This window comes from Flagellimonas eckloniae, assembly GCF_001413955.1.
In the GTDB taxonomy this organism is placed as follows: Bacteria; Bacteroidota; Bacteroidia; order Flavobacteriales; family Flavobacteriaceae; genus Flagellimonas; species Flagellimonas eckloniae.
On record NZ_LCTZ01000002.1, the window covers coordinates 252,423 to 266,600 of the forward strand.

Consider the following 14,178-nt stretch of genomic DNA (forward strand, 5'->3'; position numbering starts at 1 on the left):
GACAACTGTATTGATCAAATGGATTATCAAACGGTTAACCTCCTTTGGATTCACCGTTCGATTAGTTTTCCAAAAGGCTATAAATAAATATGTTACTTTTAATTTCAGTTGAAAATTTTATGAACCTCAAACCATGAATGCAGATGGAAAGATGACCTATATTGACCTAACTAATCTAAAAGCCATTTCACGTGACGATAGCGCTAGAATGCATAAATACCTCGTGCAGTTTGAGCACTTGATTCCCGAGCGAACCCATCAGTTGGAAAAGGCGTTGACCGACCAAAATCGGCTGCGCATACGACAAATCCTCCATAAGATGAGCCCACAGTTGCAATTCTTTGGCATACAGAATATTATGGTTACGGTACAGCGACTAGAATTTGAATATGAAACCATGTCCCTTTTGGAACTAGAGCAACTTGTTAACGAGATTATTGTTAAATTACAAGGTGCCTTGTTCGAGGTATCCGAATATATCCGTTTACATTTTAAATGACCAATCAAAAAAAATCAATACCAATAGGTTGTGTAATCATTGATGACGACCCTTTCATTCAAGACTTATTGAAGGATAAGCTCCAGCAACACTTTCCGGAGATAAAAGTGCTTGGAATGGCCATTGACGGCAAACAGGGCATTTCCAAAATCGCTTCGCTAAATCCGGATTTGGTGTTTCTTGATGTGGAAATGTCGGACATGACAGGTTTTGAAATGTTGTCCCAGCTTAAAAACATTGCATTTAGGACCATTTTCATCACCTCCTATAAACATTATGCCATCAAGGCCATTCGGTTCAATGCACTGGATTACTTACTGAAACCCTTTGATTTGGAGGAATTAAAAAATGCTGTTAAACGATATAAAGAAACGGAATCGCCTTCCATGAATTTGGTGTTACATAATCTAAAGGCACAAAACGCCAAAGACCAAACCATGATCCTAAGAACCCAACAGGGCGAATTGTATATCCTCCTAAAAGACATCGTCAGTATTCAAGGAGAACGCAATTACAGTTACATCAATTTGGTTAAAGATAAAAAGGAACTGGTTTCGAAAACCTTAAGGAATTTGGAAGAGGTATTGGAAGATAAAGGTTTTTTTAGATGTCATAAATCATTTATTGTCAGCAAAAATCATATTATATCAGTAAGAAGATCTTCAATAATCCTTTCTGATATGACGGAGATTCCAATTTCCAGAAGAAAACAAGATCAATTCAAAAAATGGCAAGAAGAATAAGTAAAACTTGGCTACTGATTATCATTTTGACTGTGTTTAGTCTATCTATAGCTACAGCTCAAGAATTGAATGCTGCCATGGGCAGAGAAGCCAGACTTAAAGTAGTGAAAAAATGGGAGGCGCAGATTGATAGTGCAAGGAAAGTGGGCGACATAGTAACGGAAATCACTTTGCTACCGAGGGTTATTGATAATCGAATGTGGGATTATGGCGATTACTCAGGTGCCTATGAAATGGCTGTTCATTTAGAAGAGCTTGTTACAAAAAATCCAGATTTCGAAGTAGTTAGACAAGTTGAAGCAAGACTAAATTCGTCTTTGGGTGAATTGTTGAAACAGCAACAGCGGTACAAGGAAAGTCTGGAGTATTTAGAAAAAGCAGTGACCTATTCGCGAAGGGATAGTATTTTTTATATTTATAGAGATGCAAGTACTGGAGTAGGCGAATTGTATTCTCTGATAGGTGCTAATGACCAGGCTGTAATATACTTTAAGAAATGCGAGAAAGAAGGCCTCCCTTTTAGATGCGACGATAGATTTTATTGTTTAGAAGAAGAATACTACAATCAACTATATCGATTTATTGCAGAACATCATTTTAGAAATAATGAACTTGATTCAACAATCTTTTATTCGAAAAAGGCTATTAGCTTCCATACAAATACTCCTTCGCAACTTGCAAGCGAGCACGTGCTTCTCGCAAAAGCTTATTTAATTACCAAAGATGTAGATTTAGTTATTTATCATGGAAATGAGGCATTGAACCTTATGCTAAGGTTTGGTATGCTTCGGGAAGAAATAGATGCTCATGAGGTCTTGCATAGGGCTTACAAGGAAAGGGATGATTTTGAAAAAGCTTATTATCATTTTGAAAAATTCTTTGAGCTGCATCAAGAACAACGTTCATTTGACGACGCGCTTCAAATCGGCAAGTTGAACACGAAACGAGAGCAAGAATTTGCCCGTCAGGAAAAAGTACTGTCAGATAACCAACTTTCCAATCAAAGGTCAATCATATGGGTTGTATCTGGAGGGTTAGTTCTTTTGATAGCGGGGCTTTTTTTCATTTATACTCGTCTTAAAATCATCCGCAAACAAAATAAAATCATTGCCCAAGAAAAAGAAAGGGCAGAACAATCCGAACGTTATAAAGAACAGTTTCTGGCGAATATGAGCCATGAGATACGTACACCAATGCATGCTATTTCTGGGATGTTGAACAGTATGCGTCGGCAAAAACACCCAAAAAACCAAAAGCATTATCTAGATGCTATGAAAGTAAGTGCAGATAATCTTTTAGTGTTATTAAATGATGTTTTAGATCTCTCAAAAGTAGAATCCGGCAACCTAGATATTGTACAAGAAGCAATCGATGTTCCAAAAATAGTTCACAATACCATTCATTTGTTCCAGTACAAAGCTGAAGAAAAAGGACTATTATTAAAAACTACTATTCCAAAAGATTTTCCAAAACAAGTGGTGGGCGATACCGCTCGACTGCAACAAATATTGGTCAATCTAGTGGACAATGCCTTAAAATTCACCGAAAAGGGGAGTATTGAAATAAGGTTAGACCAAGCTGGCAATTTCATTCAATTTGAGGTAAAGGACACCGGTCTCGGAATTTCGGAAACCCAACAGAATCTTATTTTTGAATCCTTTAAACAGGGGGATAATATTTCCAAAGGCAGTATTGGGGGAACTGGATTGGGGCTCGCCATTTCAAAACAGCTTATTGAACTGCAAAATGGGAAAATTTGGGTAGAAAGTGAAGAAGAAAAGGGAACTTCCTTCCACTTTCAATTGCCTTTACAACTCCCCAAGAACAAGAAAACAACAACAAATCAAATACTTGCCGAGAATGAACTCTTGGCAATCGGCAAGGAAATGAAGGGGGTAAAAATCCTTCTCGCGGAAGATAATAGGTTTAATATTATGGTGGCCCAAGATGACCTACAATGGTTTATACCCGAAGTGGACATTACTATTGTTAAAAACGGTGTCGAGGCTTTATCAGCCTTTAAAGAAAAAGCTTTTGATATGATTTTAATGGATGTGCAAATGCCCGAGATGAATGGCTATGAAGCTACCCGAGCAATCAGAGAATTGGAAGTTTTAAAAAATATAGATAAACGGACGCCTATTGTAGCTATGACCGCCAGTCTCTTAAAAGAACAGATCAATAAATGCTATGATGCCGGCATGGATGGTTACATTCCCAAACCGTATCAACTACAGGAATTGGTACTTGGATTGGCCAATGCTATTGACAAAATGAAAACTTCTAAAGAAATGTCGCACAATTAAGAGCTCAGGGCTAAATAGATGTACATTCCATATCTAATGAATCGATATTCGACCATCTTTTCGGCTATAATTTCAAAAGCGAACCTGCTAAAAATCACAAGCTTTTTTGTTTTTAAAAACATATAAGATCGTTCTTATGACATAAAGGTGCTATAAAATCGCCATTTCTTGGAACGGATAAAGAAAATAGGTGGCGGGCCTTAAATTGTTAGTTAAGTGGGACTCATTTAAATCATAATTTTTATGACTTTATGCATAGAAATAGCGAATACTACTTCATTATTTCCCATAGTGGAATTTATAAATAAAAAGAAAGTGTTTCAAGTAATTATCTGGGTAATGTGTTGTTTGTCAATTTTAGCTTTTTCTAAAATAATTAATTGATTTGAAAGACATTGGCATACCCAAAATAGGGTCTGTCATCCCGACTTAACCATTTTAAGTGGTATCAAAACACTGTTAATCCTATGATTTTCAGTGTTTTTTGTTTCTGCTTATCGTGTCCTAAACCACTGGTCATAGCCTGACGGAAGCACGGGCTTTATTGGACTCTACCAATATTTCAAAATGGATTCCATTAACTGGCTTATTTTTTGGAAAGTCACTTTTCCATTTCCAGTTACTTGAAAGTAAGACTGAACCCTCTTGATAGGCTGTATAAACCTCAAATATGTTAACTTTCCCCAAGCACCAGCCGGTGCTGGTTTAATAGACTTAGGTCCATTCTTAGGTTTATGGAGTCTTATAGTCTTTGTTTGGTTTACCCGAATCTTGTTTAAAAACAAAAATATTACTGATCAATACTAAAACAAAAATAATAACGGAATCATTACCCCTGCTGCAGCGCGTTTAGAATTGGTGATAAATTAACCAATAAAAACTCAGTGTTGCTCTGCCGTGGCTTTTTAAAATAGCTTTAAAACCAAGCTATTGTATTTCCAAATTTAATATGCAAAAAACTACTATTTCAATTTTTCAAAGCATTAGTATAAAATTGCTTTTTCCCTCTTTTTTTCTGTCCCATTAGTGGATAGCTCACTAAATAATTATTTTCATCAATAAGATTGATCACATAATGTGTTGTACCTTTTGGTAATGTAACCTTTACTTTGGTATTCATGACTTCTGCCGGTGTTTGAAACCATTCTTCAAAACGTTCACCACCATTTGACGTATAAATAAGGTTTGCTTTTATCACTTTTGCACCATGCTCTTCAAAAGAGAATGTGACTTCACTTTGGTTATTTTCATGGGACAAAACAGTTGGGACGCTTTCTTTGTGAGGTAATTTCCCATTATATTCAGAATTATAATAGGGATAACTAGCTTTTATTTCTGTAAGCATCTCTGTTAGTTTATTATTTAGTTGTTTCGTTTTTTCAGGGAGCTCATTCACTAAATTTTTAGATTCTTCAATGTCAACACGCTCTACTTTTTTTCCTTCAGAATTGTAAAGTCTGTAAAGTTCCAAAGATTCAGTATTTGGATTATTTATGGAATCGTAATTTCTAATTAATTTGTAATCTCCTATTCTAATGGTGCTTTCTAATGCAATGCCATGCGGAAAATGCCACATCATTGTAGTTCGGGTATCCCCGTCCTGGCTTTTTACCAAATTAGGATCGGTTGGATCTTTTAATAGCAATTCCGAGATATCAGACCCATCAAAGGATTTGTCCTTTGGTTGTTTTGAATCTGTAAGGGATAAAATAGTTGGATAAAAATCCAATCCATTTACCATCACATCAGACTGTACTCCTTTCTCAATTCCTGGCCCTGTAATAATCAAGGGAACTCTAGTGCCTCCCTCCATCGCTGAAATTTTTCCTCGATCTAAAGGATAATTATCTGTAAAAATTTCTGCTTTCCCCTCCATACCTCCATTGTCTGAAGTAAATATAATATATGTGTTTTCTACTAATTTATGACCAGGCCATCTTGGGTCATCAGTGGTTTCCAGGTAATTAAAAATTTGTCCCACATAATAGTCCATCATATCTACCATAGAAATGTAATAGGGATTACGTTGACCATCTAAGGGCCAATTCCCTGGATCTGTGGGGTAATCAACACCTAATTTTTCGCAGTATTTTTCTAGCAAAGCTTTGCTTCTTGTATGAATTGGCGCGTGTACCAACCACGTGGCATAATATAGAAAAAATGGGTCTTGTTTGTTTTGTCTTAAAAAGTTTAAGGCATCTTCATTATTTTGATGGTATGGATAACCATTTTCATCTAAACGAAAAGGGTCTGAAGCCTCATCAGTAGCAAAATCTGTAAGTCTGTTAGGCTTTTGGGGTTTAGTTACTCCTCGATCTGAACGTGTATAATCAAAACCTTGGTCTTCTGGTTGTGGGTATGCTTTATGATCTACGGCCATATGCCATTTACCTGCATGTCCTGTGGTATACCCGTTGTTTTGCATGGCCCGTGCCAAGGTCATTTCGTTTTCGGGCATTCTTCCGCTATACCAGGGATCCATCATTCTAAACGTATCTTTTAAATAGGGTAAAGGAGGGTGTCCTCCTACAACATGCGTTTTTTGTGCCCTGGCCGGATGATTACCACTCATTATCGCACATCTACTTGGTGCACAGGTTGGAGCAGGCGAATAGGCTTGCCAAAACATAACTCCTTTTTTTGAAAGTGCGTCAATATTGGGAGTTTCGTAAGGAGACGGTTCATCAATATCGTAACATTTAACATCTTGCCATCCTAAATCATCAGTAAGGATTAAAACGACATTGGGTTTTGGTCTATCCGTATCCAATACATTATTGGATAGCACAGTTTTACTTCCTTTACAAGCAAATACGATTGCTATTAATGTTACTATCTTAATTATTTTCATTTCTTGTTTTGCTATTAAATGTTCCCAATAATTATCTAATTATGTTGTTTTAGATATTTCCATTTTTAAATACTCAGATGGTAGGAATCCATGTAGTTTTTTGAACGATGTTGAGAAATATGAGTTTGATTCTATACCAATTTGGTACATAACTTCGGCTACATTATATCCTTCGTTACTTTTTAAGAGTTCAGCGGCCCGTTGTAATCTGTAATTTCTTAAATACACGTTTGGCACTTGGCCTGTAAGCTGTTTTAAACGTCTGTAAAAGCGTGAATTACTTGAACCCATTGCGGTTGATAGTTCTTCAACCCCAAAACTGGAATCGGATATATTTTTTTCTATGACTTGAGTAACTTTCTTTAGAAAAATCTCATCTTTTTTTGATAATTCAAGTTTTATACCCGCCTTTGGTAAGGCACTGTTTTTAGAAAAATATTGTCTTATTTTTTTACTGTTCTGAATTAGCCTGATAACTCGCAATTCTAAATGTTTTATAGAAAAAGGCTTACTTAAATATTCCTCTGCTCCAAACTCCAGTCCTTTGATAACGTCTTCATTCGCGCCTAATGCTGTTAATAATAATACGGGTATATGGCAAGTTTCCGGGGTAGACTTTATTCTTTCACAAAGCTGATAACCATCCATTTCTGGCATCATAACATCACTTATTACTAAATCAGGCTCATTTAGTTTGATTTTGTCAAGTGCCTCAATGCCATTATTGGCTATCCTTACATTGTAAGTGGAAGAGAGTTCATGATACAAAAAACTCTGAACATCTTCTTCGTTTTCAACCACTAGAATAGAAAACTCTTTTTGACTTTTTGTTTCAGTAGTATCAGTATTCTCTTTGCTTATAGTATTGGATAGTGGTACCCAATCTTTAATAAAAGATTTTTCATTTATACCTATATTATCAACATCATGGGACTCTATGGGCTTAGATGGTATTTTCACGGTAAATCGAGTCTCAACACCGGGAGTACTTGTAGCATGAATTTCGCCTTCAAACAAACTAACAAGAGATTTACAAAACGACAGTCCAATGCCTCCTCCACTGATATCACCTTCCTTGTTCCCCAGTTGATAGAAGCGCTCAAAAATATTATCTAAATTTTCGGGAGGTATTCCTTTTCCATTATCAATAACATCAATTTTAATCCAGTTTTTATCGTTAGAGCGCACTATTCCTGCTTCTATACTAATAGTACCTTGTGGGTGTATGTTTTTAAATGAATTGGAAAGCAGGTTGAATATGATACGTTCAAACTTTTCTATATCGATAACGATATCTTCGTTTGGGTCGGAGACCTTATAAAAAAAGTTAATGTTTTTTTCTAAAGCGTAATTTTCAAAAGCCTCGGTGGTTGGATATATAAACTCACCTAAGTTTAATTTTGTAAGATTCAGTTTAACTCGCCCTTCTTCTGCCTGCCTAAATGTAATTAATTGATCCGCCAGACTGAGTAGTCTTTTAGTGTTCTTCTGAACGATGGACAAATATTTCACATTGCTTTGATCGGAGTTTTTTGCAATAATACGTTCTAAAGGACCTGCAATTAATGTTAGAGGTGTTCTAAATTCATGCGATAAATTCGTAAAATACTGAAACTTTCCCTTATTAATGGTTTCAATACGTTCCTTATCCTTTTTCTCATATAAAAGCCCTTGTTTTAACCGTTCGTGTTGAACAAAATATATAACAACGCCTACACCTAGACCTATGGCAATTATAAAAAAGATTAGATAACTCCACCAAGTATTATACCATGGCGGCAAAATTTCAAGATTTAAAGTTCTTTCAGATTCACTCCAAATACCATCTCCATTAGCTGCTTTAACCTTAAAAACATAATTATCCGCAGAAAGATTGGTATACGTTACTATTGCCTTTCCTTCTTCCAACTCAATCCAGTCGTCATTAAATCCTTCCAACTTATAGGCCAACTTATTTTTTGAGGGAACCGAAGTATGTTTAACAGATAAATTAAAAGATATAATTCTTTCGTCTTGACTTATGGCAATGTTATCGGTTTCTGATATTGATTTTTCGAGTAAGACTTTACCATTGATTTTTTCTCCTATTTCAATCCTTTGATTATTAATCAACAAAGCTGATATTAAAACCTCAGGGGCTTGGTCATTCTTTTTTATTTCCTCTGGATTAAAAACCGTTAATCCGTTTAATCCGCCAAAATAGATATATCCTGACCTTCCTTTAAAAAAAGCATTCTGCCTAAAATTATTTTGGGGCAAACCATCTCTTACATCATAAACATTTACATTATTGGTACTATCAATATCAAGCTTCACCAAACCCATATCGGTACTTAACCATAGATACTCATCATCTTGTTGTAGAATACCATAAATAGCATCATCAGGAAGAATGTCATTTTTCCTATAATATTCTATTTTTATTGGTTCTCCTTCTGTATTTAGGGTCATCTTGTTTAACCCTCCCCCAAATGTTCCTATCCAGATATGGTTATTTTCTTGATGAAGTGTAAATATATTATTAAGGCTTAATCTAATTTCATCGGATTTGTTGTTGGTATATACTTTGTTTATTGCAATTTGGCCTCCATTAAATGTTCCATGCATGAGTCCTTTAGATGTGGCAAACCATAAGTTGTTTGTATTATCCATTAATACATCTTGAACTCTGCTGTTATCCAAACTCAAAAATGAAGACACATCTATATCAGCTTTATTTTTTGCTTTAATTTTCTGCCAAGGATTTGATAGAACGGTGATATTATTTCCAGATAAGATGATATGATTTTCATCAATTTGTTTAATGGCCCTAATAGGATTTTCATTTAAAGGTGTTCCATTTTGTATTAAAGAAAGCCTTTTAAATTGATTATTTTTTGGATTATAAACCATCAAAGAATGATCCGCTCCAAACCACAAAAACCCATATTTGTCTTCAAAAATACATCGTAGCACATCTCCCTTATTTAATGGGATTTTGTTTTGTAGGTCCTCGAACTTAAGTTTTTTGACTGTCTTGCTATTTACCTTGCTCAAGCTTCTGGACAACGTTGCCTTGAAAGCGGATATCCAAAGTTTCCCTCGTGAATCTTCAAAAATTGATGTTATTAAATTATCTGGAATCGAATAAGAATCATAGGGATTGTTGGTATATGACAAGAATGGTTTTTGAAAAACATCCAACTTGTTTATTCCGCCTTGTGCAGTACCTATCCACATCACATTAAAATCATCTTGATATAATGCATTGATGTGGTTGGCGCTTAAACTAAACTGGTTTTTGGAATCATAATCAAAATGATCAAAATAGTCTTGTTCTTTATGATATTTAAATAATCCGTAATTTCTTGTCCCAACCCAAATCACTCCTGAATGACCTTCAGTGATAGTCTTTACTGACCATTTAGAGATGTTTTGGTTATTTGACGAACTAAAATCATTAAGTACATGGGCTGTATCACCATCAATTGTTACCTTGAATATGCCACTATCCGTACCTATCCAAAAAATATCATTTAAGTTTAAAATCGCTCTAACTATTTTCGTTTCAAAAACTTCAAAATCTTTTATAGCTTCTATTTCTGGTTTTGTACTAAAAGTTTTTGCATCAAAAAAAAGTTTTTTCAAACCATTTGTAGTTCCTACAATAAGTGAATTTTCATCTTTAAAACTAAAATCTAAAATTTCAATAGTATCAGTAACAGATTCTAAAATATTCTCTGAGACTTTAAAAATGCCTTTTTCTACATCCTGAAGATTACATGTATACAACTGGTTTTCTCCGGAGAACCAAATACGTCCCTGAGGTCCTGATACAATGCGATTAATAGATAACCCTTTAGGGAGCGAAACGGTATAAAACTTTTCTAACCAAGGAATGTAGGCACTAAGGCCAAGATTGGTTCCTATCCATAAAACACCTTTTTTGTCATTATAAAGTGATGTTATATGGTTACTTGAAATATTGCCTATATTTTTTGATTGGGTCGTATAGGTCTTAAACTCATAGCCATCATATTTTATTAAACCATTAGGTGTGCCAAACCAAATAAAGCCATACAAATCTTGCTCAATAGTATTGATGGTATTTTGGTTAAACCCTTCTTTATTTGAAATTCGTTGAAAGTTTTGGGCAATAGTAAAATTTAATAAACTAAAGCTTAGCAGAAATAGATTTATAATAGATTGCTTATTAATCAACTTCATATAATTATTAGTTTTTATAGCTATCCTTGATTTAAGGAAATGTTATCATTATAATGAAAAACAAATTAGCTATATTATAGTAGAAAACTTTCCAATTAATCAACCATTTTCATGTTACCAGAATAAAAAGCTACAGGTTCATGTAGTTCTTAAGGCTGAAGATTCTCTTTCCATTAATATCTATATGGCAAACCTACCAGCTTATTCTGCAATAAAACTGATGGCAATACTGTTCTTGTATTACGCTGAAATAGATAAACTTACTAAGATACCTGCCACCAACCAAAATTACTCTTTTGATTATCTTCATTAATCACATTGTTATTTCCAATTGATTTTAGCCTCATTGGTTTCTAAATTTACCCAAACCAAAGCGTGCTCGTATTCTCTTGTTAATACCCAACCATTTATGACCATATCATTTAAAGGCTTCCCTAGCGGCTTATCAAATTCGGGATACCATTCCAAGCATCCCATTTCCATTCTATAACCCCAATTGTATATAAAATAGGAATGTTCCTGGGCACCGGCCAAAAAGGCAGCCAAAGGAAATGTAATACTATTTTTAGCAATTTTTTGCTTTTCTACATATGGTTTGGACATAGCTTCCTTATCAATCCAAGCAAAACCGGGCCAAGCTTTGAAAACTACAATTTTACCAGATTTCCCGGCTTTTTCCATTTCTTGTATATCAGTTAACATACTTTCTTTGGAAGTGCTTGCAAAATGCCCAAAATGCTCAATCATTACAACATCTGTATAATCAGGGAAATTATTACCTACATTTCTTTGAAAGGTTGAACGGATACCGTTATAAACGATTAGCTTATCATCTCCTAATTTCTCCCTTGTTTCCTTGATTAAATCCTTTAAGCCTTGTTGAATATCATTATACTTTTTTTGTCCCCAGAGTTTAATATTCGCGGGATTTGAAACTTGGATAAATGCATCCATAAAAATACCATCTGTACTTCCATTTACAATTTCATTTTTAGCAACATCCGTCCACCAATCCCTTACTTTTGGATTGGACAAATCGTAACGTTTTAACCCTTTGTTCTTAAAATCCAATTCACCATCTTGCTTACGTAACCACCATTGAGGATGATTCTGATATACTTCATGGGCTTTGTACATATTGTAATCCAAAAAAGAATTCCAATAAAAAATAACTTTCATCCCAGGATTCAGTTTTTTTAGCTTCCTTGCTTCTTTGGCAATAGCATCTTCGGTATATTCATAGTCTGGAGCGCCATGTGCTTTCTCTAGAACAATGAAATTTGACCTAGATGTTACGAATTTCGCTTCGTCTTTGGTCATTAGACCATCACGTTTACCAAAATGAAATGCTACAGGAACTTTATCCCAGCTAAAATTTGGATAGTATTCTTGTTGTGAATAAGACAAGAAACCCAGTAAAGTGAAAATTATAAGATTTATTTTTCTCATAATACCATTCCCAATATTCTAATTAAGTTAGAAAAAATCCCAATAGGTAATTTTTTGGTGCACTAAATTTTCAGTTAAGAAATCTACTTAATTGGCTTCAAAGCCAGAGATTTCAAACTGGATGTCTTCTTGTCTCCTTCAACCAAAGAGGTTGTTATTGTATGTTTTCCAGGAGTTTTGAATTCTAAAATTCCCATATTATAAAAAACATACTTTTCAGTGGCGGCTTGTTGGTTTTGTATCATTACACTTTCGTCTGTTGTTGTTTTCCAAACCAACCTACCAGAACCACGATAACATAATTCTAAATAATAGTAGCCAGGTTTTTGTACGTTAACTTCCCAAGTTACAGTACCGTTATCCTCCCAGTTATTTATTTGATTTGCATGTTTCCATTCGCCAAATTTCTCCATCCAGCGTATGGTTTTCTCTTCAGCATTTTTAACCTCGGCAAATTCACTTAGCAATATATTTTCCGTGTTGGGATATACACCTATTGGTGCATTAACTTCTATGTTGTTTGCTTGGGTTTTTAATTTGACTTCAATTACAGAAATTAAATCATCAGGTGCTTTACTGGGGATATTAAAAATAGTCCAGTCTTTATCTCTTTCATATGAAATATCCTCGGATTCTGATGAGTTTAAAACTGATACCGATTCTATTTGGGCTTCTAGTCCAGGTAAGTATAATTTTCCATCGGACGGCCAATCAAAAACAGAAAGAAATAATGAATTGTCTTTTGTTGTTATATCACCCCAAGGTAATTTATGTCCCCATGGCGAAGAACCTGCGGCGTATACCACTTGGGGATATTTCTTTATCCATGCACCAGCTTCCTCTAAAAATTCTACCCCGATTTCTGGAACTACACCTTTAGGGTCTGGTCCTACATTGAATAAGTAAGAGCCTCCTCTGCCAACAGTTTCAATAAGCCTGCTAAGTATTTCTCTGGGACTTTTAAAATTATTGTCATACCAAGCATACGACCAAGAATCGTTATTGGTGTCGCAAGTTTCCCAAAGTCCAGGAATATTTTTTGTGGGTACTTCCATATCGCCTTTGCTGGCATAATCGCCCATACCATGTCCAATACGACTGCACATCATGGCATTTGGCTGTAATTTGCGCACCATATCCGCTAGTTCTACCACATATTCTTTTGGCATATTGCCTGGTGTATCAAACCATACAAAATCTATTTGTCCATAATTTGAACAAATCTCCTTAACCTGAGGTTTACATTTATTGTAAAAATAATCTTTAAACCCAACCTTATTTCCTTTGTCATCCAAATCCGGTCCCTTTCCTCCTCCAGGAGTGGTCCAATCTTGATTATGGGAGTAATAAAAACCAAAACCTAGCCCTAATTCATGACAAGCTTCGGACAGTTCGTGCATAGGGTCCCTGGCAAATGGTGTAGCATCAACGATGTCAAAGTCACTTACTTTAGAATCGAACATTGCAAACCCCTCGTGATGCTTACTGGTAATGATGATGTACTTCATTCCAGCATCCTTAGCAAGTTTTGCTATTTTTTTTGCATCAAAATCAGTTGGATTAAAATCTTTGGCTGTTGCCATATATTCTTTAGGTGGAATATTGGCTACTCTGGGATTCATGATCCATTCCCCTATGCCATAATAGGTTTTATCTTCCCATACGCCTCCTAAACTGGAAAAAAGCCCCCAATGGATGAACATTCCAAAATTACCTTCATCAAAAAGTTTACCTTTTCCGTTTCTTAAGGCATCTACCTTTACTTTATCGTCCCCCCACATTTCGTCCATTCCCTTTTCACCTTTCTTTTGTGAAAATAAAGGATTACTTATAATTAATATTATGAAGAGAAGTAGTAGTAAGGTATTATTGATGTAGGTGTTTTTTTTCATTTTTCTATTCTAGTATTCTTTAAATTTTATATTGTTTCAAATGTCTGTTGTAGACACCACTATGTTTCTGGTATTTTTTACGACAACGGTATGGAATACAGACACAAAATTTAAAGCGTTAATAAATTAAGCTAGTATTGCTTGAGAAAAGTATTTCTATATTGAGGGTGTTAGAGTATGAAATTCATATGGAATTTTGATTTTTTAAATAACGCCCAAGAAAGTTAGCGAA

At 35.0% G+C, this 14,178-nt stretch carries 7 protein-coding genes; 3 read left to right on the forward strand and 4 right to left on the reverse strand.

The features are described 5' to 3' along the window. Positions 1 to 133: 133 nt before the first annotated feature. Genes AAY42_RS01195 through AAY42_RS01205 form a run of 3 tightly spaced genes read left to right on the forward strand, consistent with a single transcriptional unit; the run spans position 134 to position 3,548 of the window. Positions 134 to 499, forward strand: coding sequence for a hypothetical protein (locus tag AAY42_RS01195; RefSeq protein WP_055392185.1), 366 nt, complete (start codon positions 134 to 136; stop codon positions 497 to 499). After that, the gene (locus AAY42_RS01200) at positions 496 to 1,242 is read left to right on the forward strand and encodes a LytR/AlgR family response regulator transcription factor (protein WP_055392186.1); all 747 of its coding nucleotides are present in this window, start codon (positions 496 to 498) and stop codon (positions 1,240 to 1,242) included. The genes AAY42_RS01195 and AAY42_RS01200 overlap by 4 nt, the downstream gene beginning before the upstream one ends. Beyond that, positions 1,227 to 3,548, forward strand: coding sequence for a tetratricopeptide repeat-containing hybrid sensor histidine kinase/response regulator (locus AAY42_RS01205; protein ID WP_055392187.1), 2,322 nt, complete (start codon positions 1,227 to 1,229; stop codon positions 3,546 to 3,548). The genes AAY42_RS01200 and AAY42_RS01205 overlap by 16 nt, the downstream gene beginning before the upstream one ends. A gap of 967 nt (positions 3,549 to 4,515) precedes the next feature. On the opposite strand, the gene AAY42_RS01215 is transcribed toward AAY42_RS01205, so the two are convergent. From AAY42_RS01215 to AAY42_RS01230, 4 genes are all read right to left on the reverse strand, one after another. After that, positions 4,516 to 6,399, reverse strand: coding sequence for a sulfatase (locus tag AAY42_RS01215; protein WP_082433285.1), 1,884 nt, complete (start codon positions 6,397 to 6,399; stop codon positions 4,516 to 4,518). A 39-nt stretch (positions 6,400 to 6,438) separates the two neighbouring features. Next, positions 6,439 to 10,605 carry a hybrid sensor histidine kinase/response regulator transcription factor gene (locus AAY42_RS01220; RefSeq protein ID WP_055392189.1) on the reverse strand — a complete coding sequence of 1,389 codons (4,167 nt, stop codon included), beginning with the start codon at positions 10,603 to 10,605 and terminating at the stop codon, positions 6,439 to 6,441. A 321-nt stretch (positions 10,606 to 10,926) separates the two neighbouring features. After that, positions 10,927 to 12,054, reverse strand: a complete 1,128-nt coding sequence (locus tag AAY42_RS01225; RefSeq protein WP_055392190.1) for a putative glycoside hydrolase family 15 protein — start codon at positions 12,052 to 12,054, stop codon at positions 10,927 to 10,929. Between the two features lie 83 nt (positions 12,055 to 12,137). Further along, a complete protein-coding gene (locus tag AAY42_RS01230; protein WP_055392191.1) occupies positions 12,138 to 13,946 on the reverse strand; it encodes an alpha-L-fucosidase in 1,809 nt (602 codons plus the stop codon). Positions 13,947 to 14,178: the final 232 nt, after the last annotated feature.

Bases quoted from the DNA above. Each gene is read 5' to 3' on its own strand.
- AAY42_RS01205 (WP_055392187.1), top strand. From the start codon at position 1,227: ATGGCAAGAAGAATAAGTAAAACTTGGCTACTGATTATCATTTTGACT.
- AAY42_RS01215 (WP_082433285.1), bottom strand. From the start codon at position 6,399: ATGAAAATAATTAAGATAGTAACATTAATAGCAATCGTATTTGCTTGT.
- AAY42_RS01225 (WP_055392190.1), bottom strand. From the start codon at position 12,054: ATGAGAAAAATAAATCTTATAATTTTCACTTTACTGGGTTTCTTGTCT.
- AAY42_RS01200 (WP_055392186.1), top strand. From the start codon at position 496: ATGACCAATCAAAAAAAATCAATACCAATAGGTTGTGTAATCATTGAT.
- AAY42_RS01230 (WP_055392191.1), bottom strand. From the start codon at position 13,946: ATGAAAAAAAACACCTACATCAATAATACCTTACTACTACTTCTCTTC.
- AAY42_RS01195 (WP_055392185.1), top strand. From the start codon at position 134: ATGAATGCAGATGGAAAGATGACCTATATTGACCTAACTAATCTAAAA.
- AAY42_RS01220 (WP_055392189.1), bottom strand. From the start codon at position 10,605: ATGAAGTTGATTAATAAGCAATCTATTATAAATCTATTTCTGCTAAGC.